The organism is Citrobacter sp. R4, assembly GCF_026719175.1.
Classification (GTDB): Bacteria; Pseudomonadota; Gammaproteobacteria; order Enterobacterales; family Enterobacteriaceae; genus Citrobacter_A; species Citrobacter_A sedlakii.
This window is the reverse complement of the sequence record NZ_JAPPSU010000018.1, coordinates 24,062-50,243: the sequence shown is the minus strand read 5'-3', so window position 1 is coordinate 50,243 and position 26,182 is coordinate 24,062. Positions and strand designations below refer to the sequence as shown.

Here is a 26,182-nt window from a genome sequence, read left to right as displayed (position 1 = left end):
ATGGAAGTTTTGCGGCATTCTGGCTACACAATAACAAGGGAAGACTTACTCGTGGCTGCAACCCTACTAGCTCAAAATTTATTCACACATGGTTACGCTTTGGGGAAATTATGAGGGGATCTCTCAGAATTGAGTGTTGCTCTGTGGATAACTTGCAGAGTTTATTAAGTATCATTGCAGCAAAGATGAAATCAATGATTTATCAAAAATGATTGAAAGGTGGTTGTAAATAATGTTACAATGTGTGAGAAGCAGTCTAAATTCTTCGTGAAATAGTGATTTTTGAAGCTAATAAAAAACACACGTGGAATTTAGGTTAAAGAACAGATCGCGGTGCTGAAGGGGAGCCTCCTGCTGTCTCGTATCCTGTATCAGCAGCAGCAAACCCTGCCGTCGGCAGATGAGCTTGAAGATATGACCAACCGCATCGCGGATTTGCGGCTTGAGCAGTTTGAAGTCAACCAACAGCGCGACGCGCTGTTTCAGAATGATGCTTTCGTCGCCAAACTGGAAGAGGGGCATCAGAGCGACGTTAACGACGAGGTGCACGACGCGCTGCTGCAGGTGGTCGATATGCGCCGTGAGCTGCTGGATCAGTTGAATAAGCAGCTTGGCAATCAGTTGATGATGGCCATTAACCTGCAAATTAATCAACAGCAGTTAATGAGCGTATCAAAAAGCCTGAAAGAAATTCTCACCCAGCAAATCTTCTGGGTAAACAGCAACCGTCCGATGGACTGGGACTGGATAAAGGCGTTCCCGGAAACCCTGAAAGAGCAGTTTAAGGCGATGAAAATCACCGTTAACTGGGAGAAAGCCTGGCCTGCGGTATTCATCGCGTTTCTTGCTGGTTTGCCGCTGCTACTGATTGCCGGCGTGATTCGCTGGCGTCTGAAATGGCTGAAAGCCTGGCAGCAAAAACTCGCTGCGGCGGTCGGTTCCTTACGCAATGACAGCCAGTTGAATACGCCGAAAGCGATTCTGATCGATCTGATTCGCGCCCTGCCTGCGTGCCTGCTTATCCTCGCCGTCGGCCTGATTTTGCTGACAATGCAGCTCAACATCAGCGACCTGCTGTGGGCGTTCAGCAAAAAACTGGCCATCTTCTGGCTGGTGTTTGGTTTGTGCTGGAAGGTACTGGAAAAAGAAGGGGTGGCGATTCGACACTTCGGGATGCCCGCGCAGCTGACCAGCCACTGGCGGCGTCAGATCGTACGCATCAGTCTGGCGCTGCTGCCGCTGCACTTCTGGTCGGTGGTGGCCGAGCAGTCGCCGCTGCATCTGATGGATGATGTGCTGGGGCAGGCGATGATTTTCCTTAACCTGCTGTTGATCGCGTTTCTGGTCTGGCCGATGTTCCGGGAAAGCTGGCGCGACAAAGAGTCTCATGGACTGCGACTGGTCACGATCACTATCCTGTCGATCATTCCGGTTGCCCTGATGGTGCTGACCGCGACCGGCTATTTCTATACCACGCTTCGCCTGGCGGGTCGCTGGATAGAGACCGTTTATCTGGTGATTATCTGGAATCTGCTTTACCAGACCGTACTGCGCGGACTGAGCGTTGCGGCGCGGCGCATTGCCTGGCGTCGCGCACTGGCGCGTCGGCAAAATCTGGTGAAAGAGGGCGCTGAAGGGGCGGAACCGCAGGAGGAGCCGACGATCGCGCTCGAGCAGGTGAACCAGCAAACGCTGCGTATCACCATGCTGCTGATGGTCTCGTTGTTTGCGGTCATGTTCTGGGCGATTTGGTCCGATCTGATCACCGTGTTCAGCTATCTCGACAGCATTACGCTCTGGCATTACAACGGCACTGAAGCGGGCGCCGCGGTGGTGAAGAGCGTGACGATGGGCAGTTTACTGTTTGCCATTATCGCCTCAATGGTGGCCTGGGCATTGATCCGTAACCTGCCGGGCCTGCTGGAAGTGTTAGTGCTCTCGCGGCTTAAAATGCGCCAGGGCGCATCGTACGCGATCACCACGATCCTCAATTACATTATTATCGCCGTCGGGGCGATGACAGTATTCGGGTCGCTTGGCGTTTCGTGGGATAAACTGCAGTGGCTGGCGGCGGCGCTGTCGGTCGGTCTGGGTTTTGGTTTGCAGGAGATCTTCGGTAACTTTGTCTCCGGTCTGATTATCCTGTTCGAACGTCCGGTGCGGATCGGCGATACGGTGACCATCGGCACCTATTCAGGGACCGTCAGTAAGATCCGCATCCGTGCGACCACTATCACTGACTTCGATCGCAAAGAGGTGATCATCCCGAACAAGGCGTTTGTGACCGAACGTCTGATCAACTGGTCCCTGTCCGATACCACCACGCGACTGGTGATCCGCATTGGCGTGGCCTACGGTTCAGATCTGGAAAAAGTGCGTAAAGTTCTGCAACAGGCGGCGCTGGAGCATCCAAAGGTGATGCACGATCCGCAGCCTGAAGTGTTCTTTACCACCTTCGGCGCCAGTACGCTCGACCACGAGCTGCGTTTGTACGTCCGCGAACTGCGCGATCGCAGCCATACTGTGGACGAACTGAACCGCGCCATCGACCGCCTGTGCCGCGAAAACAATATCGACATTGCCTTTAATCAACTTGAAGTGCATCTGCGCAACGATAAGGGCGATGAAGTGACGGAAGTGAAGCGCGAGATTAAAGGCGACGATCCGACGCCGGCGGTAAGTTAACCAAACGGGGGGCGGCGAATGTCGCCCCTCGATTGGTTAATGAGACAGCGCAGCCAGTTCTTCTGCGGTCAGGCCAGTAAACTGCATAATACGTGAGGATTCCATCCCGTCATCCAACATTCTACGTGCAATGACACGGGCACTCTCTTCAAGACCTTTTTGCATTCCCAGTTGAATACCCTCTGTGCGGCCTTTCTCTTCCAGCCATTCGGCAATCGTCATCAGTTGATCCTTATACTGAGGCGCACCTTGTGCCAGTTGGCGAATCAGTACGCCGGGATTTTCACAATTCCCTGCCTTCACCATATAGTTTATCAACACGTTAAGTTGAGGGTCGGTAAGCGATTGCTGCGTTAGCAATGTGATCAACTGATCCAGTAACTCACTCAAATCGCGTTGACGAATATGTTTTTGCAGGAGTTCCAGCATCGCCATCCGTTGATGCTGCAGGATCTGATTATCCGGTATCGCCGTCAGGTCCACCAGCGGAAATTCACTGTTGTATAGCGTCTTTGCCATCTCGGGTTCACTAAACAGACTTTGCCAGTTGAGGCTGTGGGGCCATGGGCTTTTTAGCCCCTGGTAAAAGAGGATAGGCACCACTAACGGCAACGTTGTATGTCCCGCATCAAGATGGCGCTGCATGGCGGCAATCGCATAGCGCATCATTCGGAATGCCATGAGCTTATCGGGTGTGCTCTGATGCTCAATCAGCGCATAAATGTAACCAGGACCCTGTTCCGTCTCTAAGGAATAAAGGATATCAGCATACCGATTGCGTAAATTTTCTTCGACAAAACTACCGGACTCCAGCTTTAAGGAGTCCAGATTACAGATCTGAAGAAAATGACCGGGCAGGTGAATCTGCAGAAAATCCCGGGCAACGGCTTTTTGCGTCAGCATCTGTCGGAAAACCGCATCGTGCGGTGAAGGGGGAAGTCGTTCCATGAGCCATCCAATGGTCGCGAATTGTTGCGGCGACTATGCCATTCGCCGCGACGCTCCACCAGACAGTAATCATTGATATTGCGAGCCGTCTTCCGCGCTTTTGAGCTTGTTTTCATAATCACGCATAACGATTTCCAGCGCGCGTAGCACGGTTCGCGGAGGGAGCTGATTCTCTTCCAGCAGCACGATCAAATCGACGGCCAGTTTGACCTCGTCCGGGGCGTTTTCCAGTGACATAGATTCTCCGGGGATTAGCGGGTTAAATGTGCGATGACGCGTTCGATGCTGTCGAGCGCCTTGCGACAGCGCGCCAGACGACCTTCATAGATTTCCACTTCGCGCTGCAGCGTCTGTTGTTCCTGCAGACTGCGGGTTTCGGCGAGGCGCATTTTACGTTCCTGCGTCATCGCTCGCAGGCGACGTTCAAATTCCTGATGTTGAAGGCGTTTACGCTGCCATTTGGTCAGGGTGGGTGAACCGCTGTCCCATTCGCGCAGCGACCAGCTTTCACACTCGCGGGCGATAGCCTCCAGCTGTGAGGCGAGGTGTTCCGCCAGCCAGGCGACCTGTGGAAGCTGCTGTCGCAAAACCGCCTGGCGTAGCGCCTGAAGATTGGCCTCCGCTTCCTCTACGCAGTCCTGAAGACGCGTAGCGCGGGTCTGAAAAAGCTGGCGATCGAAGCGAGGGCTGAGTGTTGCGTGCTGCGCTAGCGGTGCGCAACGATGGCGCAATTCGGCGAGCCGATCGTCCAGCTTTTGTAGCAGCATGGCGGTTTTCAATGCAACACTCCAATGAAAATGATAACTGTTATGCTAAAGTAGCGTTCTGGTTTGCGACATGCCTTTATTATGCAACGAATCTTCTTGATCATCACGGGCTGGCTTGCGGTTGTCCTTGGAACGCTTGGCGTGGTATTGCCGCTTCTGCCGACGACGCCGTTTATTTTACTTGCCGCCTGGTGCTTTGCCCGCTCGTCGCCGCGTTTTCATCAGTGGTTGCTCTACCGTTCGTGGTTTGGCAGCTATTTACGCTACTGGCAAAAACATAAAGCGATGCCGCCGGGCGCGAAATCCCGGGCGATTATTCTGATCCTGATGACCTTTGGCGTCTCATTGTGGCTGACCCCCATGATGTGGGTGCGGATCCTCCTGCTTTTCATCCTCGCCTGCCTGCTGATATTTATGTGGCGAATCCCGGTAGTTGATGAAAAGCAACAAAAGCACTGAAGCGTAATCATCGCAGTTGCAATTACTGGCTGTAGCCAGTAAATTCGACCGTTTTCGAGCACAGGCGCGCCTGGTCAAAGGTTAACCACAGGTAACTTTGGCCTGCTATACACACGATCGTCCAAAGTGCGTTAAGGCAATCTGCAGGATGAAGTATACTGCGCGCAATGTAGAGTAATACCGTATTTATCAGGCACACACTTATGACCGCGACTGCACAGCAGCTTGAGTTTCTCAAAAATAGCATTAAAAGCATTCAGGACTACCCGAAACCGGGCATTCTTTTCCGTGATGTCACCAGCTTACTGGAAGACCCGAAGGCTTACGCGCTCAGCATCGACTTGCTGGTTGAGCGTTACAAAGATGCGGGCATTACCAAAGTGGTCGGTACCGAAGCGCGCGGTTTCCTGTTTGGCGCGCCGGTGGCGCTGGGGCTTGGCGTTGGTTTTGTGCCGGTACGTAAACCGCGCAAATTGCCGCGTGAGACAATCGCTGAAAGCTACGAGCTGGAATACGGCACCGATCAACTGGAAATTCACGTTGATGCCATTCAGCCTGGCGACAAAGTGCTGGTGGTGGACGACCTGTTAGCGACCGGCGGCACCATCGAAGCCACCGCGAAACTGATCCGCCGTCTGGGTGGTGAAGTCAATGACGCGGCGTTTATCATCAATTTACCGGATCTCGGCGGCGAAGCGCGTCTGGAAAAATTGGGTATCGCCAGTTACTGTCTGGTCTCCTTTGCCGGGCATTAATCCCGGTCCCCGCAACCTCGCTCATTGAGCGAGGTTGTGTTAGCATTCCCCCCTATGAATTCACCTTCCAGCGTTGCAGAGCCAGCCAATGAGTTATCAGGTTTTAGCCCGAAAATGGCGCCCACAAACCTTTGCTGACGTTGTCGGCCAGGAACATGTGCTAACCGCACTGGCGAACGGCTTGTCGCTAGGGCGTATTCACCACGCTTATCTTTTTTCCGGGACTCGCGGCGTCGGTAAAACCTCTATCGCCCGTCTGCTGGCGAAAGGGTTGAACTGCGAAACCGGGATCACCGCCACGCCATGCGGCGTTTGCGACAACTGCCGTGAAATTGAGCAGGGACGGTTTGTCGATCTCATCGAGATTGACGCCGCGTCGCGTACCAAAGTCGAAGACACTCGCGACCTGCTGGATAACGTTCAGTACGCCCCTGCGCGTGGTCGCTTTAAGGTGTACCTGATCGACGAAGTGCATATGCTGTCCCGTCACAGCTTTAACGCGCTGCTCAAAACCCTTGAGGAGCCGCCAGCGCACGTCAAATTCCTGCTGGCGACCACCGACCCGCAGAAGTTGCCGGTGACCATATTGTCCCGCTGTCTGCAATTTCACCTTAAGGCGCTGGACGTCGAGCAGATCCGCCACCAGCTTGAGCACATTCTTAATGAAGAGCACATCGCGCACGAACCTCGCGCGTTGCAGTTGCTTTCCCGGGCGGCAGACGGGAGCCTGCGCGACGCGCTTAGCCTGACCGATCAGGCTATCGCCAGCGGCGACGGTCAGGTTTCAACCCAGGCGGTGAGCGCGATGCTCGGTACGCTGGATGACGACCAGGCGCTGTCGCTGGTTGAAGCGGTGATCGCCGCCGACGGTGAACGCGTCATGTCGCTGGTCAACGACGCGGCGGCGCGCGGCATCGAGTGGGAAGCGTTGCTGGTCGAAATGCTCGGCCTGCTGCATCGAATTGCGCTGGTCCAGCTTTCACCCGCGGCGCTGGGCAGCGACATGGCGACAATTGAAGTACGGATGCGCGAACTGGCGCGAACCGTACCGCCAACGGACGTACAGCTTTATTACCAGACGTTGTTGATGGGTCGTAAAGAACTGCCTTACGCGCCGGACAGACGCATGGGGGTTGAAATGACCCTGCTGCGCGCGCTGGCGTTTCACCCACGGATGCCGTTGCCGGAACCGGAGACGCCGCGCCAGTCTTTTGCGCCCGTGGCCCCGACGGCGGTAATGAGTCCGACGCAGGTGCCGCAGCAGCCGTCTGCGCCGACACAGCAGGCGCCAGCCGCGCCATTGTCCGACGCCACCAGTCAGGTGCTGGCGGCGCGCAATCAGCTTCAGCGCGCGCAGGGAGCAACCAAAGCAAAAAAGAGTGAACCGGCAGCCGCAACCCGCGCGCGGCCGGTGAATAACGCTGCGCTGGAAAGGCTGGCATCGGTGACGGAGCGCGTGCAGGCGCGTCCCGCACCGTCTGCGCTCGAACAAGCGCCGGTGAAGAAAGAAGCGTATCGCTGGAAGGCAACCACTCCGGTTGTCGAAGTGAAAGACGTTGTCGCGACGCCGAAAGCGCTGAAAAAAGCGCTGGAGCATGAAAAGACGCCTGAGCTGGCGGCAAAACTGGCGACGGAAGCCATTGAACGCGACCCGTGGGCGGCGCAGGTGAGCCAGTTAGCGTTACCGAAACTGGTGGAACAGGTGGCGCTCAATGCCTGGAAAGAAGAGAACGGCAATGCTGTCTGTCTGCATTTGCGCTCCAGCCAGCGCCATCTGAACTCCGCTGGCGCGAAACAAAAACTGGCCGAGGCGCTGAGCGCGCTGGCCGGTACAACGGTTGAACTGACTATCGTAGAAGATGATAATCCGGCGGTGCGCACGCCGCTGGAGTGGCGTCAGGCCATTTATGAAGAAAAACTTGCGCAGGCGCGTGAGTCGATCGTTGCGGATAATAATATCCAGACCCTGCGTCGCTTTTTTGATGCGGATCTGGATGAAGAGAGTATTCGTCCCATTTGATCGTAAGCGTCGCTTACGATTGTCATCCCTTAACGTGATTGAGAGAGAAGCCTATGTTTGGTAAAGGCGGTCTGGGCAACCTGATGAAACAGGCCCAGCAGATGCAGGAAAAAATGCAGCAGATGCAGGAAGAGATTGCGAAGCTGGAAGTGACCGGCGAGTCCGGCGCAGGTCTGGTGAAAGTGACCATTAACGGCGCGCACAACTGCCGTCGCGTGGAAATCGATCCGAGCCTGCTCGAAGATGACAAAGAGATGCTGGAAGATCTGGTTGCCGCCGCGTTCAACGATGCCGCTCGTCGCATTGAAGAAACGCAGAAAGAGAAAATGGCGTCTGTGTCTTCCGGTATGCAACTGCCGCCAGGCTTTAAGATGCCGTTCTGATGCAAACCAGCCCGCTGTTAACTCAGCTTATGGAAGCACTGCGCTGTTTGCCGGGCGTAGGCCCGAAGTCGGCGCAGCGCATGGCGTTTACGCTGTTACAGCGTGACCGCAGCGGCGGGATGCGCCTGGCGCAAGCGCTGACCCGGGCGATGTCGGAAATCGGCCACTGTGCCGATTGCCGTACTTTCACCGAGCAGGACGTGTGCAATATCTGTTCAAACCCGCGTCGTCAGGAAAACGGTCAGATTTGCGTGGTCGAAAGTCCGGCGGATATCTACGCGATTGAGCAGACCGGGCAATTTTCCGGGCGCTATTTCGTGCTGATGGGGCACCTGTCGCCGCTCGACGGTATCGGACCGGACGACATTGGACTTGACCGGCTGGAACAGCGCCTTTCTTCTGAGCCGCTCAATGAAGTGATCCTCGCGACCAATCCCACGGTCGAAGGGGAGGCAACGGCGAACTATATTGCCGAGCTTTGCGCGCAATATGGCGTCGAAGCCAGCCGTATCGCTCACGGCGTTCCGGTTGGCGGTGAGCTGGAGATGGTTGACGGCACAACGCTGTCACACTCTCTTGCCGGTCGCCATAAGCTTAAATTCTGAACAAACGGAGGCGGCGTTTGCGGCCTCCGCTTGAAATCTCTCCTCCGCGTCCCCATTTTCCCCTCAACGTGTTTTTACCATTAAAAATGGCTTTGTTGAGGTAGATCTACATGAAAGGACAAGAAACTCGCGGTTTTCAGTCAGAGGTAAAGCAGCTTCTGCATCTGATGATCCATTCTCTGTATTCCAATAAAGAAATCTTCCTGCGTGAGCTTATCTCTAACGCCTCAGATGCGGCAGACAAGCTGCGTTTCCGCGCGCTGTCAAACCCGGACCTCTATGAAGGCGACGGTGAACTGCGCGTGCGCGTCTCCTTCGATAAAGATAAGCGTACGTTGACCATTGCCGACAACGGCGTGGGCATGAACCGGGATGACGTTATCGATCATCTGGGGACCATCGCCAAATCCGGCACGAAATCATTTCTCGAATCCATGGGATCTGACCAGGCGAAAGACAGCCAGCTGATCGGCCAATTCGGGGTCGGCTTTTATTCCGCGTTTATTGTTGCCGACAAAGTGACCGTGCGCACCCGCGCGGCGGGCGATAAGCCGGAAAACGGCGTGTTCTGGGAATCCGCGGGCGAAGGCGAATACACGGTTGCCGACATCACCAAAGACGATCGCGGCACCGAAATTACCCTGCACCTGCGCGATGGCGAAGATGAGTTCCTTGATGACTGGCGCGTGCGTTCGATCATCAGCAAATATTCCGATCACATCGCGCTGCCGGTAGAAATTGAAAAACAGGAAGAGAAAGACGGTGAAACCGTTGTCTCCTGGGAAAAAATCAACAAGGCGCAGGCGCTGTGGACCCGTAACAAGTCCGAAATCAGCGAAGACGAATACAAAGAATTCTACAAGCACATTGCCCATGACTTTACCGATCCGCTGACCTGGAGCCACAACCGCGTGGAAGGGAAGCAGGAGTACACCAGCCTGCTGTATATCCCGTCTCAGGCGCCGTGGGACATGTGGAACCGCGATCATAAACACGGCCTGAAGCTGTACGTCCAGCGCGTGTTTATCATGGACGACGCCGAACAGTTTATGCCGAACTACCTGCGTTTCGTGCGGGGTCTGATCGATTCCAACGACCTGCCGCTGAACGTTTCTCGTGAAATCCTGCAGGACAGTACCGTTACCCGTAATCTGCGCAGCGCGCTGACCAAACGCGTTCTGCAAATGCTGGAAAAACTGGCGAAGGACGATGCGGAAAAATACCAGACCTTCTGGAAACAGTTCGGTCTGGTGCTGAAAGAAGGTCCGGCGGAAGATCACGCCAACCAGGAAACCATCGCCAGACTGATGCGTTTTGCCTCCACCCATACCGATTCCTCCGCACAGACTGTCTCGCTGGAAGACTATGTTTCCCGCATGAAAGAAGGGCAGGAGAAGATTTACTACATCACCGCCGACAGCTATGCGGCAGCGAAGAGCAGCCCGCACCTGGAGCTGCTGCGTAAGAAAGGTATCGAAGTCCTGCTGCTTTCCGACCGCATCGACGAATGGATGATGAATTACCTGACCGAGTTCGACGGTAAAGCGTTCCAGTCCGTGGCGAAAGCCGACGAATCTATCGACAAGCTGGCCGATGAAGTGGACGAAAGCGCGAAAGAAGCGGAAAAAGCGCTGACGCCGTTCGTTGAGCGTGTGAAAACTCTGCTTGGCGATCGGGTGAAAGAGGTGCGTCTGACCCACCGTCTGACCGACACGCCCGCGATTGTCACCACCGATGCGGACGAAATGAGCACTCAGATGGCAAAACTGTTTGCCGCTGCGGGTCAGGCTGTACCGGAAGTGAAATACATCTTTGAACTGAACCCGGATCACGTGCTGGTGAAACGCACCGCGGACACCGAAGATGACGCTCAGTTTAAAGAGTGGGTTGAACTGCTGCTGGATCAGGCGCTGTTTGCCGAACGCGGGACGCTGGAGGATCCGAACCAGTTTATCCGTCGCATGAACCAACTGCTGGTTTCCTGACCGCGTTGAGGTGATGCCGGAAGGCGACGAAAACGTCTTTCCGGCCTACCGACAGGTTGCTGTTTGTAGGTCGGATAAGCGTCAGCGCCATCCGGCATTCTTTTATTTGTTCCTCTCTTTTCTTATTTTCCCGCCGTTAACCGTTTCAGCGCAGGGCACCTTCCTTGAGCGAATTGCGTGATGGTGGTATCGTTTAGCGCTTTTTTAAAAAATATCGACAACCTTTAAGGGGATTTTCGTAATGCGTATCATTCTGCTTGGCGCTCCGGGCGCGGGTAAAGGAACTCAGGCTCAGTTCATCATGGAGAAGTATGGTATTCCGCAAATCTCCACGGGTGATATGCTGCGTGCTGCCGTGAAGTCTGGCTCCGAGCTGGGTAAACAAGCGAAAGACATCATGGATGCGGGTAAGCTGGTGACCGATGAGCTGGTGATTGCGCTGGTGAAAGAGCGTATCGCCCAGGAAGATTGCCGTAACGGTTTTCTGTTAGACGGCTTCCCGCGCACCATTCCGCAGGCTGACGCCATGAAAGAAGCGGGCATCGTGGTGGATTACGTTCTCGAATTCGACGTACCGGACGAACTGATCGTGGACCGTATCGTCGGTCGCCGCGTTCACGCCGCCTCTGGCCGCGTATACCACATCAAATTCAATCCGCCGAAAGTGGACGGTAAAGACGATGTGACCGGTGAAGAGCTGACTACCCGTAAAGACGACCAGGAAGAAACCGTACGTAAGCGTCTGGTGGAATACCATCAGATGACCGCACCGCTGATTGGCTACTACCAGAAAGAAGCGGAAGCCGGTAACACCCAATACGCCAAAGTCGACGGCACACAGGCCGTGGCGGACGTGCGTGCAGACCTGGAAAAAATCCTCGGTTAATCGGTAAAATGCCCGAAGGCGCCACGCTTATCGGGCTTACCGCACCGTAGGCCGGAGAGAACGCGGCACGCTACTCTCCGGCTTCGCCCAAAAATACCTCTCGCAGCAATTAGTTCTTCTTCTCTGCTTTTCCGCTACAATTATCAACCAGTTGAAACGATAAGAGGCGGTAATGCGTCAGACGAAAACCGGAATTTTGTTGGCTAACCTCGGCACGCCCGATGCGCCTACGCCAGCGGCAGTGAAACGCTATCTCAAGCAATTTCTCAGCGACAAACGCGTTGTTGATACGCCTCGTCTTTTATGGTGGCCGTTGTTACGCGGGGTGATTTTGCCGCTGCGCTCGCCGCGCGTGGCGAAACTGTATCAGTCTGTGTGGATGGAAGGCGGGTCGCCGCTAATGGTTTACAGCCGCCAGCAGCAGCAGGCGCTTGCCGCACGCTTGCCGGATACGCCGGTTGCCCTCGGGATGAGCTATGGATCGCCATCGCTGGAAAGCGCAGTGGATGAACTGCTGGCCAACCATGTCGATCATATCGTCGTGTTGCCGTTGTACCCGCAATATTCCTGTTCGACCGTCGCTGCCGTCTGGGACGAACTGGCGCGCATTCTTGAGCGCAAGCGCCACATTCCTGGCATCTCATTCATTCGCGATTACGCTGACGACAGCGCCTACATTGATGCGCTGGCCAACAGCGTGCGGGCATCATTTGCAGAACATGGCGAACCCGATCTGCTGCTGCTGTCGTATCACGGCATTCCGCAGCGTTATGCAGATGAAGGCGACGATTATCCGCAGCGCTGCCGTGATACCACCCGAGAGCTGGTTTCTGCGCTCGGCCTGTCGCCGGACAAGGTGATGATGACCTTCCAGTCGCGCTTTGGTCGTGAGCCATGGCTAACGCCTTATACCGACGAAACGCTGAAAATGCTCGGTGAAAAAGGGACCGGTCATATACAGGTGATGTGCCCGGGCTTTGCGGCTGACTGCCTGGAGACGCTGGAAGAGATCGCGGTACAAAACAAAGAGATCTTCCTTGAGGCGGGCGGCAAGAAATATGAATATATTCCGGCGCTTAATGCCACACCGGAACATATTGATATGATGCTAAAACTGACCGCAGCGTATCGCTAAAGCTGGGCGGTAAAGAAACGCGCGCCGTCCTGAAGCGCTTCGTCAGCGCTACGCATCATCCTGGAGTAGTGCAGGAAGGAATGCAGCGTGCCGGGATACATTTTGTATTCGCACGGCTGGCGGTGCGTCCTGAGCGTGTCAAAAAGCAGGCGGCTGTCGTCAATAAGCGGATCAAATTCGGCGGTGGCGATAAAGCATGGCGGCACGTCGCGCGTCAGGTCGTTATTGAACAGGCAATAGTAAGGCGACACCTGGTCTTCTGCGGTACGCAGATAGGCGTTCTCAAATATCTTCAGATCGTCGCGACTCAGGCCGTCCCACTCGCCGCCCAGCAGCCGACGGCTGGGGGAGTCCTGCAAGCCATACAGACCATACCATAGCAACACGCCGGCCACTTTCCCGCAGTCCAACCGTTTATCCCGCAACCACAGCGCGCTGGCGAGCGCCAGCATCGCTCCCGCCGAATCACCGGCAAAGCCAATGTGCGACATGTTCAGTTGATAATCGTCCGCGTGCTGATGAAAAAACTGGCAGGCAGAAACCGTTTCTTCAATCGCCTGCGGAAAACGGGCCTCGGGCGACAGGGAATAATCAATGCCTACCACCGTACACCGGCTATATTGTGCCAACAGACGCATAATGCGGTCGTGGGTATCGAGATTGCCGAGAATAAATCCGCCGCCGTGCAGGTAAAAGAGCGTTGCCTGACTTTCTGGCTCCGGGCAGTAAAACCGCGTGGTCAGTTCGCCGTGCGCGCCTGGAATCGTATATTCTCGCGTCGTCATCGCTGGCGCATCAAGATTCCAGAAACGACGCTCAAGCTGATAATGCTGGCGCATGGCTTTCACATCATCGGCGGGCGGCCAGGGCGGCAGGTCGTCCTGGTGGACATCAAGCACTGTCTGCATCTCTTCTGAAATGCACGTCAGGACGGGAAGCTTATTTTCCGGTTTCATCGAACGCTCCTTGTGAAAAAGGAACATTGTAAAAATTCTCGCCGCAGAAACTGCGATCCCGCCGTCGGATATTGAAACTCTGCGGAAGCGGGGGGGAATGTGCTACCATGCACCGCTCCGTTAGTCACCCGTAAAAACAGTCATGAAATTTCCCGGTAAACGCAAATCCAAACACTATTTCCCCGTCAATGCGCGCGATCCGCTGCTGCAACAAATTCAGCCTGAAAACGAGAGTAGCGCCGCGTGGGTCGTCGGTATCGACCAGACGCTGGTGGATATTGAAGCGAAAGTCGATGACGAGTTTATACAACGTTACGGATTAAGCGCCGGACATTCTCTGGTGATCGAAGATGACGTGGCGGAAGCGTTATATCAGGAGCTGAAGCAGAGAAATTTAATCACTCATCAGTTTGCGGGCGGCACCATAGGCAACACCATGCACAACTATTCGGTGCTGGCGGACGATCGCTCGGTGTTGCTTGGCGTCATGTGCAGTAACATTGAAATAGGCAGCTATGCCTATCGCTATTTGTGCAATACCTCCAGCCGTACCGATCTCAACTATCTTCAGGGCGTGGACGGACCGATTGGCCGTTGTTTTACCCTGATCGGCGAATCCGGTGAGCGTACCTTCGCCATCAGCCCCGGCCACATGAACCAACTGCGTGCGGAAAGCATCCCCGAGTCGGTGATTGCCGGTGCCTCTGCGCTGGTATTAACCTCCTATCTGGTGCGCTGTAAGCCGGGAGAACCAATGCCGGAAGCGACCATGAAGGCCATCGGGTATGCGAAAAAACACAATGTGCCGGTAGTGCTGACGCTTGGCACCAAATTCGTGATTGCCGATAACCCACAGTGGTGGCAGGCATTTCTGCAAGAAAACGTCTCAATTCTGGCGATGAACGAAGAAGAAGCCGAAGCGTTGACCGGAGAGAGCGATCCGCTGCTGGCGTCGGACAAGGCGCTGGACTGGGTGGATCTGGTGCTTTGCACCGCCGGGCCGATCGGCCTGTATATGGCGGGCTTCACCGAAGACGAAGCCAAACGGAAAACCCAGCATCCATTATTGCCGGGCGCGATTGCCGAGTTTAACCAGTACGAGTTCAGCCGCGCGATGCGTCATAAGGATTGCGTGAATCCGCTGCGGGTCTATTCTCATATCGCGCCGTATATGGGCGGTCCGGAAAAGATCATGAATACCAACGGCGCGGGCGACGGCGCGCTGGCGGCGCTACTGCATGATATTACTGCTAACAGCTATCACCGCACGAACGTGCCGAATTCCAGCAAGCATACCTTTACCTGGTTGACCTATTCGTCACTGGCGCAGGTATGCAAGTATGCGAACCGGGTTAGCTATCAGGTGCTGAACCAACACTCCCCGCGTCTGACGCGAGGATTGCCGGAACGGGAAGACAGTCTTGAGGAGTCCTACTGGGATCGCTGAACCTCTGCCCGATGGCGATTCACTGATCGGGCCTGCGTAGAGTACCAGGCGCTGTAGGCCGGACAAGGCATGACGCCGCCATCCGGCAGGGTGACATTCAGGACTCAGGATTAACCCGGCACCACATCACCTGCTGGCCCCGTTTCCAGCAGTTCCAGCATCGTCCGGGCGATTTCACGTTCGCCCATCACCACCTGATTCGCCCCGCGCTCGGTAATGTACTCCACCTCATCGTCATAGTGCGCGCGGGCGATAATCTCAATGTTCGGGCATTTCTCACGGGCAGACGCCACGATTTCACCCGCTTCGTAGCCGTTCGGGATAGTAAGGATGAGCCAGCGCGCGCAGTCCAGATGCGCCAGATTCATGATTTCTTCGTTGGCGGCATTGCCCAGCACCGCGCGGATCCCTCGCTCGCGCAGTTCATCCACGCGGGTTCGTGACGTTTCAATCACCACCAGCGGTATATCCGCCGCCATCAGTTTCTCGCCAAGCAGGCTGCCGACGCGGCCAAAGCCTACCAACAGCGCGTGGTTGCAGATATCCACCGGAATTTGCTTCTCTTCTTCGATCGCTTCTTCCAGCGTCTGCTCTTCCAGCGTTTCGGTTTTCGCCAGATATTTTTCCAGCAGCGCAAACAGTATTGGGTTTAGCATTATCGACAGGATCGCGCCGGCCAGCACCAGATTCTGCCCTTCCTGGGGCAGCAGATTCAGCGCCATCCCCAGGCCTGCAAGAATAAAGGCGAATTCGCCAATCTGCGCCAGGCTGGCGGCAATGGTCAGTGCGGTACGCGGCGAATGCCCAAACAGACGCACCAGCAGGAAGGCGGCGACCGACTTACCGAAGATGATGATAGCCAGCGTGGCAAGCACCGCCAGCGGTTGTTGCACAAGGATCATCGGGTCGAACAGCATACCGACGGAAACGAAGAACAGTACGGCAAACGCGTCGCGCAAAGGCAGCGTATCGTGCGCCGCGCGGTGGCTCAGTTCAGATTCATTCAACACCATGCCGGCAAAGAACGCGCCGAGGGCGAAGGAGACGTCAAACAGTTCCACCGCGCCAAAGGCGATGCCTAACGCCAGCGCCAGAACGGATAACGTAAACAGCTCGCGGGAGCCGGTGGCGGCGCTGCGGGCCATAATCCATGGCACCAGGCGGCGACCCACCAACATCATAATGGCGATGAATGCCACGACTTTGCCGATGGTAATGCCCATATCGACCGCCAGCGAGGCGAAACCGACGTTGCCTTTTTCCACCATTCCGGCCACCGCGGGCAGAAGCACCAGCGTCAGCACCATCACCAGATCTTCGACAATCAGCCAGCCGATAGCGATCTGCCCGCGCTGGCTGTCAACCAGTTGACGCTCCTCAAGCGCGCGAAGCAGCACCACGGTACTGGCGGTCGACAGACACAGCCCAAAGACGATGCCGGTCATCAACGACCAGCCCATCACTGCGGAAAGCGCCATACCCAGCAGCGTCGCCACGGCTATCTGGGCGATCGCGCCGGGAATGGCGATGGACTTTACCGCCATCAAATCCTTGAGCGAGAAGTGCAGGCCAACGCCGAACATCAGCAGGATAACCCCCAGTTCGGCGAGTTCCGGCGCCAGTTGGGTATCAGCCACAAAACCAGGGGTAAATGGACCGGCCAGAACGCCCGCTAACAGATATCCCACCAGAGGAGAAATACGCAGTTTATTGGCAAGCATGCCGAGAATAAAAGCGAGCACAAGGCCGCCAACAATGGTGGTGATAAGCGGGGTGGCGTGATGCATTCCGTCTCCTTTGGTAGCTGATGTCCACAAATTCCACGTAATAGTTTATGACAATTTTCATTATCATGTTTATGAATAATTGTTGAATTTTGAAGAAAACTGCAATCTGGCGCAAAAAAGGCACGGATCGGAAAAGGGACTGAGGACAGGCAGAGCAAACGCTTATGATAACTGGTCTGGGGCGCGGCTAAAGTTTAGCTTTAGCCGCGGTAAACTCAGGCTTTAGGTCGGTTATCAGGTAAGAATATGGTCAATATCCCGAGAAGCGGCAGGAAAGCGCAGATTTTATAAACTAAATCGATACTGGTATGGTCGGCAACTAACCCTAATACCGCCGCGCCAAGTCCGCCCATTCCGAAAGCGAAGCCGAAAAACAGACCAGAAACCATGCCGATACGGCCGGGTAACAGTTCCTGGGCATACACCAGAATGGCAGAAAACGCCGAGGCAAGAATAAATCCAATGATCACCGTTAAAACCCCCGTCCAGTAGAGCGTGGCATAGGGTAAAATCAATGTAAACGGCGCTACGCCGAGGATAGACCCCCAAATCACATATTTTCGACCGATTTTATCGCCGACAGGCCCGCCAATAACCGTCCCGGCAGCGACCGCAAACAGAAACGCAAACAGATGAAGCTGCGCGTTTTGTACCGATAATCCGAATTTTTGCATCAGATAAAAGGTGTAATAGCTGCTGATGCTCGCCATATAGAAGTATTTCGAGAAAATCAGCACCAGCAGGACGCTTACCGCGAGTACGACTTTGTTGCGCGGTAGCGGATTGATAACGCTGGCTTTAGGTTTTCCTTTGCTCATTCGATGCTGCGCGGCGTACCAGCGACTGATTTGCGCCAGCACGACAATCGCCAGCAGAGCGGCCAGCACAAACCACGCGACGTTGCCTTTACCGTAAGGGGCGATAATCACTGCCGCCAGCAGCGGCCCTAACGAGCTACCAAAGTTGCCGCCCACCTGGAAGATCGACTGGGCAAGGCCGTGACGTCCGCCGGAGGCCATGCGCGCCACGCGCGAGGATTCCGGATGGAAGACCGATGAACCTGTCCCTACCAGCGCTGCCGCCAACAAAACGGCGCCAAAGCTGCCCGCCATCGCCAACAGAACCAGCCCGCTAAGGGTGAAACACATTCCAATGGGGAGCGACCACGGCATGGGATATTTATCGGTCCAGTAGCCGACAACCGGTTGCAACAGCGACGAGGCCAGTTGAAAGGTAAGGGTGATCATGCCAATCTGCATAAACGTCAGCGAAAATTCTGACTGAAGCAGTGGGTAAATCGCCAGAATCAGCGACTGGATCATATCGTTAAGTAAGTGCGAGAGGCTGATGGCCCCTAAAATGCCAAATGACGTCCGCCCTTTCGGCAGCGACGCTGGCTGAGAGGTTTCACTGATTGCCATAAGTACCACGTCTATAGTTATTGAAGTGCAGGGAGTAATTATTATCCGCCTAACATACCTGTGACTGAGTTTTGAAGAAAGTCGCATTTCTGAAAACTTATTTGTTTATTCTCATTACTCGCTGTAATTTCTGCATTTGTCCTGGGTCAGGGAGAGAAAAAATGAAGTTTATGAAACGTGGCGTCGCACTGGCGTTGCTGGCAACCTGGGCGCTGGTCAGCCAGCCCGTGCAGGCATATGAAAAGGATAAAACTTACAAAATCACCATCCTGCACACCAACGATCATCACGGTCATTTCTGGCGCAGTGAATACGGCGAATATGGCCTGTCTGCGCAAAAAACGCTGGTGGACGGTATTCGTCACGAAGTGGCGGAAGAGGGCGGAAGCCTGCTGCTGCTCTCCGGCGGCGATATCAATACTGGCGTGCCGGAGTCCGATCTGCAGGATGCCGAACCCGACTTTCGCGGCATGAATTTGATTGGCTATGATGCAATGGCCGTCGGCAATCACGAATTCGATAATCCGCTCACTGTTTTACGCCAGCAGGAAAAGTGGGCGAAGTTTCCGTTTCTTTCCGCCAATATTTACCAGAAAAGCACCGGTGAACGTCTGTTTAAACCCTGGGCTATTTTTAAGCGTCAGGATCTGAAAATTGCGGTTATCGGTTTAACCACCGACGACACGGCGAAAATTGGCAACCCTGAATTCTTTACGGATATTGAGTTCCGTAAGCCCGCGGATGAAGCGAAGCTGGTGATTCAGGAACTGCAAATGAACGAGAAGCCGGATGTGATTATCGCGACGACCCACATGGGGCACTACGATAACGGCAATCACGGCTCCAATGCGCCGGGCGACGTCGAAATGGCGCGCAGCCTGCCTGCCGGTTCGCTGGCGATGATTGTAGGCGGTCACTCGCAAGACCCCGTGTGCATGGCGTCAGAAAACAAAAAGCAGGTCGATTATGTTCCGGGAACGCCTTGCGCACCGGATAAGCAGAACGGCATCTGGATCGTACAGGCGCATGAATGGGGTAAATACGTAGGCCGCGCGGACTTTGAGTTCCGTAACGGTGAAATGAAAATGGTCAACTACCAGCTCATTCCGGTGAACCTGAAGAAGAAAGTCACCTGGGAAGACGGGAAAAGTGAGCGCGTGCTTTACACACCGGAAATAGCCGAAAACCCGCAGATGCTCTCACTGCTGACGCCATTTCAGAATAAAGGCAAAGCGCAACTGGATGTCAAAATCGGCTCAGTGAATGCTCGTCTGGAAGGCGATCGCAGCAAAGTGCGCTTCGAGCAAACCAATATGGGCCGTCTGATCCTGGCCGCGCAAATGGCGCGCACCGGCGCGGATTTTGCGGTGATGAGCGGCGGTGGTATTCGCGACTCGATTGAAGAGGGCGACATCACGTATAAAAGCGTCCTGAAGGTGCAGCCGTTTGGCAACATTGTGGTATACGCCGATATGAGCGGCAAAGAGGTCATTGAATACCTGACCGCCGTAGCGCAAATGAAGCCGGATTCCGGCGCGTATCCGCAGTTTGCTAACGTCAGCTTTGTGGCGAAAGACGGTAAGCTAAACGATCTCAAAATCAAAGGGGAAGCGATCGATCCGGCCAAAACCTACCGGATGGCGACGCTGAGCTTTAACGCCACGGGCGGGGATGGTTATCCGCGGTTGGATAACAAGCCGGGCTACGTCAACACCGGCTTCATCGATGCGGAAGTGCTGAAAGAATATATCCAGAAAAATTCACCGCTGGATGCCGGTGCGTATGCGCCTGGCAATGAGGTGATTTTTTAAACCTGCTTGCCCGGTGACGCTAGGCCGCCGGGCTGACAACGGGTTTAATCGCGACGCGCAATGTCGGCGAACTTAGCGTCCAGAATGGCGGCCAAATCGTTTGCCGCCAGTTCGATATCCAGCCCGCGCTTGCCGCCGGATACGTAAATGGTCGGGAACGTTTGTGCGGGCGCATCTATCAGCGTCGGCAACCGCTTTTTCTGTCCGAGTGGGCTAATGCCGCCCACCAGATACCCCGTAGTACGTTGCGCAACCATCGGGTCAGCCATATCGACTTTTTTTGCCCCCAGCGCTTTCGCCACTTTTTTTAGATCCAGTTGACCGGCAACCGGCGTGACCGCAACGGCCAGGTGCTTCATGTCTCCGTTTACAGCGACCAGTAGCGTTTTATAAACCTGATCCGCATTCAGTCCCAGTTTACGCACCACTTCGTCGCCAAAGTTCGTTTCGCCAGGATCGTGATCGTAGGTGTGGATCTGAAAGGAAATTTTGTTTTTTTCGAGTAATTTAACGGCGGGTGTCATAACTACGAATCCTTGCTCGGAGATAATTCAACAAAAGCATACCCCTGACGACTGTCTAAAAAATAGTACCATCTTGCGCAATTGTATTGGCAGGATGCAGAGTTTGAGCGACAATCGACATACACCGTCGCAAAAAGCGGCGGCATAATAATAATGATGAAATTCCTCTTTGACGGGCCAATAGCGATATTGGCCATTTTTTTAGCGCATCAGCGCCGGTAAATTTCCTTCCCCATACAGATGAAGCGCGCCGACGGCAACCACATAGCGTCCCGCGGGCAGCGCCGCCAGGCGATCCCGCCAGGCGAGGTTGCGCTGGTGCATCAGTACGTCGTACAACGATTCGCTAAAGGTGTTCGGCAGCGTCAACGCGTTATCCTGCGGCGGCGTTTTCAGCCACCAGCTCATCATCTGCTGAAGCAGCCGGGCATTGGTATGCCAGTGCGTCAGCGTATCGTCCAGCAACGCCAGGCCGTTGTCCGGCAGTTCGCTCAGTAACGTAATCTGGCTGGCTGCGCCTTCCAGTTCAATGACCGGAATCTGCGCGTTTTTGGCCGCCTGCAATAGCTGGTAGTCGATTCCGTACTCAGGCCGTAATCCTAACTGTTGCGCCTGGGTGGCCTGCAGCACCATCGCAATCTGCCACAGCGGCTGCGTGGAAAACAGGGAAGGGGAGATCCCCAGCTCGTCGGTCGCTCTGTGCAGATTGCGCAACTGGTGTTCGCTGATGCGATCTTCCAGCGCGGCAAACGCCGGTAAGTCGGCAAACGGACTGTCGCTACCGGAGACATCGGCTTCAACGATCAGCGCATCGGCGTTTCTGAGCTTTTTGAGTAGCCTGGCGGGGAGCGGCGACATGTCGCGGCTGCCCATATGAATACTGCCAATCAGATGAAAGTGGCGATGGCCGGGCAGCGAAACGTCAATGGCGGGCCAGCTATACGGATGGCCGCGCAGCGCAGCGAAAACCCTTTTTACCCGGTACAACAGATCCATGCGACCTCCCTAAGTAGAGACTCATGCTAGCGCGTGGCCTGAGAAGGTGCAAACCGTGAATTGTCGGATGACGATGCGCGCGCGGCTTATCCGGCCTACAAACGGCTGTGTAGACCGGATAAGCGTCAGCGATCCGCGTTACTCTTTTGGTTTAAAACGCAGCAGACGGTTCGCGTTACTCACCACGGTAATGGATGACAGCGCCATTGCCGCCCCGGCAACCACCGGATTCAGCAGAGTACCGGTGAAGGGCCAGAGGATCCCGGCGGCGACCGGAATACCGATGCTGTTATAAATAAACGCGCCGAGCAGGTTCTGCTTCATATTTCGCAGCGTGGCGCGGGAGATCGACAGCGCGTCGGCGACGCCCATCAGGCTATGGCGCATCAGGGTGATGGCGGCGGTTTCAATCGCCACATCGCTGCCGCCGCCCATCGCGATACCGACATCCGCCTGCGCCAGCGCCGGGGCGTCGTTAATGCCGTCGCCCACCATCGCCACCTGACGTCCCTGACTCTGCAGACGCTTAATGGCATCGGCTTTACCGTCCGGCAATACCCCTGCGATCACCTCGTCGATCCCGGCTTCTTTCGCGATCGCGTTAGCGGTCGTCGGGTTGTCCCCGGTCAACATCACCAGACGATACCCGGCGCGATGAAGTCGCTGAAGCGCCGCGACGCTGTCGCTGCGCAGCGGATCGCGCACAGCCAGTAACGCTGCCGCTTTACCGTCAATCGCCAGCAGAACCGGCGTGGCGCCTTGTGACGCCTGAGCGGCAATCTCGGTCTCCATCAGCGTCGTGGCGACCTGCTGCTCATTTAACAGCGCCTGGTTGCCCAGCAGCAGGGTATGGCCTTCGGCTTCACCGCTCACGCCCAGCCCGCGCAACGTACGGAAACGGTTAACCTGCGGCAGCGTTGCCTCGCCCGCTTTGTCGAGGATCGCCCGGGCCAGCGGATGGCTGGAGCCTTGTTCCAGCGCCGCCGCCAGACGCAGCGCCATGGCGTCATCAACGCCGTTAAAGGTTGCGATCGCCACAACCTGGGGCTTGCCTTCGGTCAGCGTCCCGGTTTTGTCAAAGACCACCGTATCCAGGGTGCTGGCGCGCTGTAGCGCATCGGCATCGCGAACCAGAACGCCAAATTCGGCGGCGCGTCCAACGCCGGAAATGATCGACATCGGCGTTGCCAGCCCCAGCGCACATGGACAGGCGATGATCAGCACCGTTGTCGCGATGACCAGGGTATAGACAATTTGCGGCGCGGGGCCAAAGAAGTACCATATCCCGGCGCTCACCAATGCAATAACCACTACTACCGGGACGAACACCGCAGAGATTTTATCGGCCATCTGACCGATTTCCGGTTTGCTGCTCTGGGCCTGGCGCACCATGCGAATGATGCGTGACAGTGTGGTGTGGCTCCCCGTGCGGCTTGCGCGAAACAGTACGCTGCCGTCCTGCACGACGGTACCGGCATGAACGCTATCGCCTTCGCCTTTTTGCTGCGGGACAGGTTCCCCGGTGAGCATCGCTTCATCCAGCCACGCTTCACCCTGGGTGATTTCACCGTCAACCGGTACGCGGTCCCCGGTGGTAAGCCGCAGTAGCATGCCTGGCTGGACATCGGCCAGCGGGACGCTTTTTTCGCCTTCGTCGGTGACGATCCGGGCGGTTGGCGGTGTGAGGTCGAGCAGTTTTTCCAGCGCTTTTGACGAGCGCTGGCGGGCGCGGGCTTCCAGCATATGTCCGAGGTTAATCAGACCGATGATCATCGCGCTGGCTTCATAATAGAGATGCCGCGCTTCCATTGGGAACCACTGCGGCCACAGGTTGACGCTCATCGAATAGAGCCACGCCACGCCGGTGCCGAGGGCGACCAGCGTATCCATCGTGGCGGTGCCGTTCAACAGGCTTTTCCACGCGCTGCGGTAGAAATGGCCGCCTGCGAAAACCATAACGGCCAGCGTCGCCAGGCCAATCGCCAGCCACAGGCTGCGGTTGTCGTCGGTGACCATCATATTGTCGCCGATCATGCCCCAGACCATCACTGGCACACCGAGCAGCAGGGCGACAATCGCCTGCCAGCGAAAGCGTTTCATGGTGGCGATGGCGGTTTCCTGCTGGCGTTCGCGGCGTTTGGCGTCATCTTCAATCGCCTCGGCGCCGTAGCCCGCTTTTTCCACCGCCTGCACTAATTCCGCGGCGGACGCGCTGCCCATGACCAGCGCAGTGCGTTCCGCAAGGTTTACCCGTGCCTGCGTGACGCCCGGTACGCTTTGCAGCGCGTTCTGAACCCGGGAGACACAGCTGGCGCAGCTCATGCCGCTTAACAGCAGCTGTTGGCTATCGTCTTCAGCCGTGGCTGCCGGAAGCTCATCAGGGACCGCTGCCAGTGCTTCCGACGGGATTGATGACTCCGCCAGCGGTTTAGCCTTTGGGTGGCTTAACTCCGCGCCGTAACCGGCTTGCTTGATGGTTTCGATAAGCGCGTCGGCGCTGGCGGTGCCGGTGACGTGCGCTTCCGTAATGCTTACTTCCGCCTGGTCAACATCAGGGCGCTGCTCAAGGCTCTCTTTCACGCGTTTCACGCAATGACCGCAGGACAGGCCGTCCAGGGTCAGGTCGATGGTTTGTGGCATCACAACTCTCCTCTGTTACAGGGCAAAGGTATTGCCCCTTGCACTTCGATGGGCTAACTGTTATTTAGGGTAAACCTTCCATCAAGGGGAAGGTCAAGAGGGAAGTCATGAATATATCCGATGTCGCGAAAAAAACCGGTTTAACCAGCAAAGCCATCCGCTTTTATGAAGAAAAGGGGCTGGTGACGCCGCCGTTACGCAGTGAAAATGGCTACCGGACCTACAGCCAACAGCATCTGAACGAACTGACGCTGCTGCGCCAGGCGCGTCAGGTTGGATTTAACCTTGAAGAATGTGGCGAACTGGTCAACCTGTTCAACGATCCGGCCCGCCACAGCGCGGATGTGAAAAAGCGCACGCTGGAAAAAGTGGCGGAAATTGAAAGGCACATCAGCGAGTTACAGTCGATGCGCGAGCAACTGCTGACGCTGGCGGACGCCTGTCCCGGCGATGACAGCGCCGACTGTCCGATTATCGATAATCTTTCCGGCTGCTGCCATCACAAGGGAAGGTGAGTTAATTACGAACGTGTTATTGCTCTGACATGCAGGGTAATCCCTTCAACGGCAATCACTTCAACTAACGTACCGCCAGCCAGATCTTCCGTGGCGCTGACCGGCCAGGAGCTGTCGCCGACCCGCACATGCCCGCGGCCATTGACCAGCCCGGACTCCAGCATAAACCGACGACCCACCAGTTGCTGCCCGCGCTGGTTTAACTGGCGGTCGGCGGGTTTCTGCTCCCGTACACGCTTCGCCAGCCATTTCCACCATAGCCAGGCGGCGAGGAGGGTTAAGACCGCGAACATCACGCCCTGCCACTCCCAACCAACCGGCAGTAGCCATACCGTGAGACCGGTAATCACTGCCGCCACGCCGCTCCACAGCAGGTAGCCGTTACCGCCGAGCATTTCGGCGGCAAGCAGCAGGCCGCCGAGGCTGAGCCAGAAAATATGCGGATGCGCCGCTATCATCTCGATCATTATTTTTTCCGTTCGCTGGCGCTGTCTTTAACCAGTTCCGTGATGCCTGCAATGGAGCCCATCAGACTGCTGGCATCCAGCGGCATCATCACCACTTTACTGTTACTGGACGAGCCTATTTGTTGTAGCGCTTCGGTATATTTCTGCGCCACGAAGTAGTTAACTGCCTGAATATCCCCGGCGGCAATCGCTTCGGACACCATTTTGGTCGCCCGCGCTTCCGCTTCAGCGGAGCGTTCACGCGCTTCCGCCTGCAGGAAGGCCGACTGGCGTTCGCCTTCCGCTTTCAGGATTTGCGACTGTTTCTCCCCCTCGGCCTTGAGGATCTCCGCCTGGCGTACCCCTTCGGCTTCCAGAATATAGGCGCGCTTGGTTCGCTCCGCTTTCATCTGCGCGTTCATAGAGGAAATTAACTCCGCCGGAGGACGCACGTCGCGGATTTCAATACGTGTGACTTTGATGCCCCACGGGTTGGTCGCCTCATCGACAATATGCAGCAGTCGCGAGTTGATGCTGTCGCGCTGGGAAAGCATTTCATCGAGCTCCATCGAACCCAGAACGGTACGGATGTTGGTCATCGTAAGGTTGATGATCGCCAGTTCGAGGTTACTGACCTCATAGGCCGCCCGTGGAGCATCGATGACCTGGATAAAACACACGGCGTCGATGGTGACATTGGCGTTGTCTTTGGAAATCACTTCCTGCGAAGGAATGTCCAGCACCTGTTCCATCATATTGATCTTGCGGCCAATGCGGTCCATAAACGGCACAACGAGGCTCAGACCGGGCTGGAGCGTTTTGGTGTAACGGCCAAAACGTTCCACTGTCCACTGATACCCCTGCGGTACGATTTTCACGCCCGCGCCAACGACCACCAGGGCGACAAAGATGAGAATAGGGATAAAAATAAGCATTAAAAAAACCTCCTGTTGCACTGTCCTTGAAATGATATATCGCTACCAGCGTAAACAAATTATATCCGATTAATCA

General features: G+C 55.7%; 23 protein-coding genes, 1 pseudogene and 1 other annotated feature. Of the genes and pseudogenes, 13 read left to right on the top strand and 11 right to left on the bottom strand.

Annotated features, from left to right (window positions below; genetic code table 11):
- Both OOJ60_RS22720 and mscK read left to right on the top strand, forming a co-directional pair.
- The coding region (locus OOJ60_RS22720) for a hypothetical protein (protein WP_001466727.1) at positions 1 to 114 on the top strand (114 nt) is incomplete at its 5' end.
- Between the two features lie 201 nt (positions 115 to 315).
- Positions 316 to 2,685 (top strand): annotated as a pseudogene (mscK, locus tag OOJ60_RS22715) (mechanosensitive channel MscK); the annotation flags it as partial.
- Positions 2,686 to 2,721: 36 nt separating this feature from the next.
- Here the strand turns inward: mscK and OOJ60_RS22710 are convergent.
- The 3 genes from OOJ60_RS22710 to priC form a co-directional block, all read right to left on the bottom strand.
- The gene (locus tag OOJ60_RS22710) at positions 2,722 to 3,633 is read right to left on the bottom strand and encodes an Rpn family recombination-promoting nuclease/putative transposase (RefSeq protein WP_205612849.1); all 912 of its coding nucleotides are present in this window, start codon (positions 3,631 to 3,633) and stop codon (positions 2,722 to 2,724) included.
- Between the two features lie 69 nt (positions 3,634 to 3,702).
- Positions 3,703 to 3,870 (bottom strand): pleiotropic regulatory protein RsmS, encoded by a 168-nt coding sequence (gene rsmS, locus OOJ60_RS22705; protein WP_042285825.1) that lies wholly within the window; start codon positions 3,868 to 3,870, stop codon positions 3,703 to 3,705.
- 14 nt (positions 3,871 to 3,884) lie between these two features.
- Complete coding sequence (gene priC / locus OOJ60_RS22700; protein WP_205612848.1) at positions 3,885 to 4,412, bottom strand: primosomal replication protein N''; 528 nt, start codon at positions 4,410 to 4,412, stop codon at positions 3,885 to 3,887.
- 69 nt (positions 4,413 to 4,481) lie between these two features.
- Here priC and OOJ60_RS22695 point away from each other — a divergent pair, with 69 nt between their 5' ends.
- From OOJ60_RS22695 to hemH, 8 genes are all read left to right on the top strand, one after another.
- Positions 4,482 to 4,859 (top strand): DUF454 family protein, encoded by a 378-nt coding sequence (locus tag OOJ60_RS22695; protein WP_042285821.1) that lies wholly within the window; start codon positions 4,482 to 4,484, stop codon positions 4,857 to 4,859.
- A gap of 203 nt (positions 4,860 to 5,062) precedes the next feature.
- Positions 5,063 to 5,614, top strand: a complete 552-nt coding sequence (gene apt / locus OOJ60_RS22690; RefSeq protein ID WP_042285819.1) for an adenine phosphoribosyltransferase — start codon at positions 5,063 to 5,065, stop codon at positions 5,612 to 5,614.
- An 88-nt stretch (positions 5,615 to 5,702) separates the two neighbouring features.
- Positions 5,703 to 7,634 carry a DNA polymerase III subunit gamma/tau gene (gene dnaX / locus OOJ60_RS22685; RefSeq protein ID WP_042285817.1) on the top strand — a complete coding sequence of 644 codons (1,932 nt, stop codon included), beginning with the start codon at positions 5,703 to 5,705 and terminating at the stop codon, positions 7,632 to 7,634.
- Positions 6,967 to 7,031: a sequence feature (DnaX frameshifting element), on the top strand. (Overlaps the previous gene by 65 nt.)
- A 53-nt stretch (positions 7,635 to 7,687) precedes the next feature.
- Entirely contained in the window at positions 7,688 to 8,017 is a 330-nt protein-coding gene (locus OOJ60_RS22680) for a YbaB/EbfC family nucleoid-associated protein (RefSeq protein WP_001515903.1), read from the top strand.
- The gene (gene recR, locus OOJ60_RS22675; protein WP_042285814.1) at positions 8,017 to 8,622 is read left to right on the top strand and encodes a recombination mediator RecR; all 606 of its coding nucleotides are present in this window, start codon (positions 8,017 to 8,019) and stop codon (positions 8,620 to 8,622) included. Before OOJ60_RS22680 ends, recR begins: the two co-directional genes overlap by 1 nt.
- A 110-nt stretch (positions 8,623 to 8,732) precedes the next feature.
- Complete coding sequence (gene htpG / locus OOJ60_RS22670; protein ID WP_181821853.1) at positions 8,733 to 10,607, top strand: molecular chaperone HtpG; 1,875 nt, start codon at positions 8,733 to 8,735, stop codon at positions 10,605 to 10,607.
- Between the two features lie 241 nt (positions 10,608 to 10,848).
- Positions 10,849 to 11,493 (top strand): adenylate kinase, encoded by a 645-nt coding sequence (gene adk / locus OOJ60_RS22665; RefSeq protein WP_042285806.1) that lies wholly within the window; start codon positions 10,849 to 10,851, stop codon positions 11,491 to 11,493.
- Between the two features lie 172 nt (positions 11,494 to 11,665).
- On the top strand, positions 11,666 to 12,628 hold the full coding sequence (hemH, locus tag OOJ60_RS22660) for a ferrochelatase (protein ID WP_042285804.1): 963 nt from the start codon (positions 11,666 to 11,668) through the stop codon (positions 12,626 to 12,628).
- Here hemH and aes read toward each other — a convergent pair.
- On the bottom strand, positions 12,625 to 13,584 hold the full coding sequence (aes, locus tag OOJ60_RS22655) for an acetyl esterase (RefSeq protein WP_205612847.1): 960 nt from the start codon (positions 13,582 to 13,584) through the stop codon (positions 12,625 to 12,627). The genes hemH and aes overlap by 4 nt on opposite strands.
- Positions 13,585 to 13,726: 142 nt before the next feature.
- Here aes and gsk point away from each other — a divergent pair, with 142 nt between their 5' ends.
- Positions 13,727 to 15,031, top strand: coding sequence for an inosine/guanosine kinase (gene gsk / locus OOJ60_RS22650; RefSeq protein ID WP_042285800.1), 1,305 nt, complete (start codon positions 13,727 to 13,729; stop codon positions 15,029 to 15,031).
- 110 nt (positions 15,032 to 15,141) lie between these two features.
- Here the strand turns inward: gsk and ybaL are convergent, their stop codons facing one another.
- Positions 15,142 to 16,818 (bottom strand): YbaL family putative K(+) efflux transporter, encoded by a 1,677-nt coding sequence (ybaL, locus tag OOJ60_RS22645; protein ID WP_042285798.1) that lies wholly within the window; start codon positions 16,816 to 16,818, stop codon positions 15,142 to 15,144.
- 215 nt (positions 16,819 to 17,033) lie between these two features.
- A complete protein-coding gene (locus tag OOJ60_RS22640) occupies positions 17,034 to 18,239 on the bottom strand; it encodes an MFS transporter (RefSeq protein ID WP_060569043.1) in 1,206 nt (401 codons plus the stop codon).
- A gap of 161 nt (positions 18,240 to 18,400) precedes the next feature.
- On the opposite strand from OOJ60_RS22640, the gene ushA reads away from it, so the two are divergent.
- Entirely contained in the window at positions 18,401 to 20,050 is a 1,650-nt protein-coding gene (gene ushA, locus OOJ60_RS22635) for a bifunctional UDP-sugar hydrolase/5'-nucleotidase UshA (RefSeq protein WP_060569042.1), read from the top strand.
- A gap of 44 nt (positions 20,051 to 20,094) precedes the next feature.
- Here the strand turns inward: ushA and ybaK are convergent, their stop codons facing one another.
- From ybaK to copA, 3 genes are all read right to left on the bottom strand, one after another.
- The gene (ybaK, locus tag OOJ60_RS22630; protein WP_042285792.1) at positions 20,095 to 20,574 is read right to left on the bottom strand and encodes a Cys-tRNA(Pro)/Cys-tRNA(Cys) deacylase YbaK; all 480 of its coding nucleotides are present in this window, start codon (positions 20,572 to 20,574) and stop codon (positions 20,095 to 20,097) included.
- A 201-nt stretch (positions 20,575 to 20,775) separates the two neighbouring features.
- Positions 20,776 to 21,570: a TraB/GumN family protein gene (locus tag OOJ60_RS22625; protein ID WP_205612846.1), complete on the bottom strand. Its 795-nt coding sequence runs from the start codon at positions 21,568 to 21,570 to the stop codon at positions 20,776 to 20,778.
- A 138-nt stretch (positions 21,571 to 21,708) separates the two neighbouring features.
- Positions 21,709 to 24,210: a copper-exporting P-type ATPase CopA gene (gene copA, locus OOJ60_RS22620; RefSeq protein WP_200033584.1), complete on the bottom strand. Its 2,502-nt coding sequence runs from the start codon at positions 24,208 to 24,210 to the stop codon at positions 21,709 to 21,711.
- Between the two features lie 107 nt (positions 24,211 to 24,317).
- Between copA and cueR the strand changes: the two genes are divergently transcribed.
- The gene (cueR, locus tag OOJ60_RS22615) at positions 24,318 to 24,725 is read left to right on the top strand and encodes a Cu(I)-responsive transcriptional regulator (protein ID WP_042285786.1); all 408 of its coding nucleotides are present in this window, start codon (positions 24,318 to 24,320) and stop codon (positions 24,723 to 24,725) included.
- A gap of 5 nt (positions 24,726 to 24,730) precedes the next feature.
- Here the strand turns inward: cueR and OOJ60_RS22610 are convergent, their stop codons facing one another.
- Complete coding sequence (locus OOJ60_RS22610; protein ID WP_042285783.1) at positions 24,731 to 25,192, bottom strand: NfeD family protein; 462 nt, start codon at positions 25,190 to 25,192, stop codon at positions 24,731 to 24,733.
- Positions 25,192 to 26,106, bottom strand: a complete 915-nt coding sequence (locus OOJ60_RS22605; protein WP_042285781.1) for an SPFH domain-containing protein — start codon at positions 26,104 to 26,106, stop codon at positions 25,192 to 25,194. Before OOJ60_RS22605 ends, OOJ60_RS22610 begins: the two co-directional genes overlap by 1 nt.
- Positions 26,107 to 26,182: the final 76 nt, after the last annotated feature.

What these genes read in the sequence shown, in the direction of transcription:
- recR (WP_042285814.1), top strand. Translation starts at nt 8,017, where the DNA reads ATGCAAACCAGCCCGCTGTTAACTCAGCTTATGGAAGCACTGCGCTGT.
- OOJ60_RS22680 (WP_001515903.1), top strand. Translation starts at nt 7,688, where the DNA reads ATGTTTGGTAAAGGCGGTCTGGGCAACCTGATGAAACAGGCCCAGCAG.
- ushA (WP_060569042.1), top strand. Translation starts at nt 18,401, where the DNA reads ATGAAGTTTATGAAACGTGGCGTCGCACTGGCGTTGCTGGCAACCTGG.
- OOJ60_RS22625 (WP_205612846.1), bottom strand. Translation starts at nt 21,570, where the DNA reads ATGGATCTGTTGTACCGGGTAAAAAGGGTTTTCGCTGCGCTGCGCGGC.
- hemH (WP_042285804.1), top strand. Translation starts at nt 11,666, where the DNA reads ATGCGTCAGACGAAAACCGGAATTTTGTTGGCTAACCTCGGCACGCCC.
- cueR (WP_042285786.1), top strand. Translation starts at nt 24,318, where the DNA reads ATGAATATATCCGATGTCGCGAAAAAAACCGGTTTAACCAGCAAAGCC.
- rsmS (WP_042285825.1), bottom strand. Translation starts at nt 3,870, where the DNA reads ATGTCACTGGAAAACGCCCCGGACGAGGTCAAACTGGCCGTCGATTTG.
- dnaX (WP_042285817.1), top strand. Translation starts at nt 5,703, where the DNA reads ATGAGTTATCAGGTTTTAGCCCGAAAATGGCGCCCACAAACCTTTGCT.
- OOJ60_RS22710 (WP_205612849.1), bottom strand. Translation starts at nt 3,633, where the DNA reads ATGGAACGACTTCCCCCTTCACCGCACGATGCGGTTTTCCGACAGATG.
- adk (WP_042285806.1), top strand. Translation starts at nt 10,849, where the DNA reads ATGCGTATCATTCTGCTTGGCGCTCCGGGCGCGGGTAAAGGAACTCAG.
- ybaL (WP_042285798.1), bottom strand. Translation starts at nt 16,818, where the DNA reads ATGCATCACGCCACCCCGCTTATCACCACCATTGTTGGCGGCCTTGTG.
- gsk (WP_042285800.1), top strand. Translation starts at nt 13,727, where the DNA reads ATGAAATTTCCCGGTAAACGCAAATCCAAACACTATTTCCCCGTCAAT.
- htpG (WP_181821853.1), top strand. Translation starts at nt 8,733, where the DNA reads ATGAAAGGACAAGAAACTCGCGGTTTTCAGTCAGAGGTAAAGCAGCTT.
- OOJ60_RS22605 (WP_042285781.1), bottom strand. Translation starts at nt 26,106, where the DNA reads ATGCTTATTTTTATCCCTATTCTCATCTTTGTCGCCCTGGTGGTCGTT.
- apt (WP_042285819.1), top strand. Translation starts at nt 5,063, where the DNA reads ATGACCGCGACTGCACAGCAGCTTGAGTTTCTCAAAAATAGCATTAAA.
- OOJ60_RS22640 (WP_060569043.1), bottom strand. Translation starts at nt 18,239, where the DNA reads ATGGCAATCAGTGAAACCTCTCAGCCAGCGTCGCTGCCGAAAGGGCGG.
- OOJ60_RS22695 (WP_042285821.1), top strand. Translation starts at nt 4,482, where the DNA reads ATGCAACGAATCTTCTTGATCATCACGGGCTGGCTTGCGGTTGTCCTT.
- ybaK (WP_042285792.1), bottom strand. Translation starts at nt 20,574, where the DNA reads ATGACACCCGCCGTTAAATTACTCGAAAAAAACAAAATTTCCTTTCAG.
- copA (WP_200033584.1), bottom strand. Translation starts at nt 24,210, where the DNA reads ATGCCACAAACCATCGACCTGACCCTGGACGGCCTGTCCTGCGGTCAT.
- aes (WP_205612847.1), bottom strand. Translation starts at nt 13,584, where the DNA reads ATGAAACCGGAAAATAAGCTTCCCGTCCTGACGTGCATTTCAGAAGAG.
- OOJ60_RS22610 (WP_042285783.1), bottom strand. Translation starts at nt 25,192, where the DNA reads ATGATCGAGATGATAGCGGCGCATCCGCATATTTTCTGGCTCAGCCTC.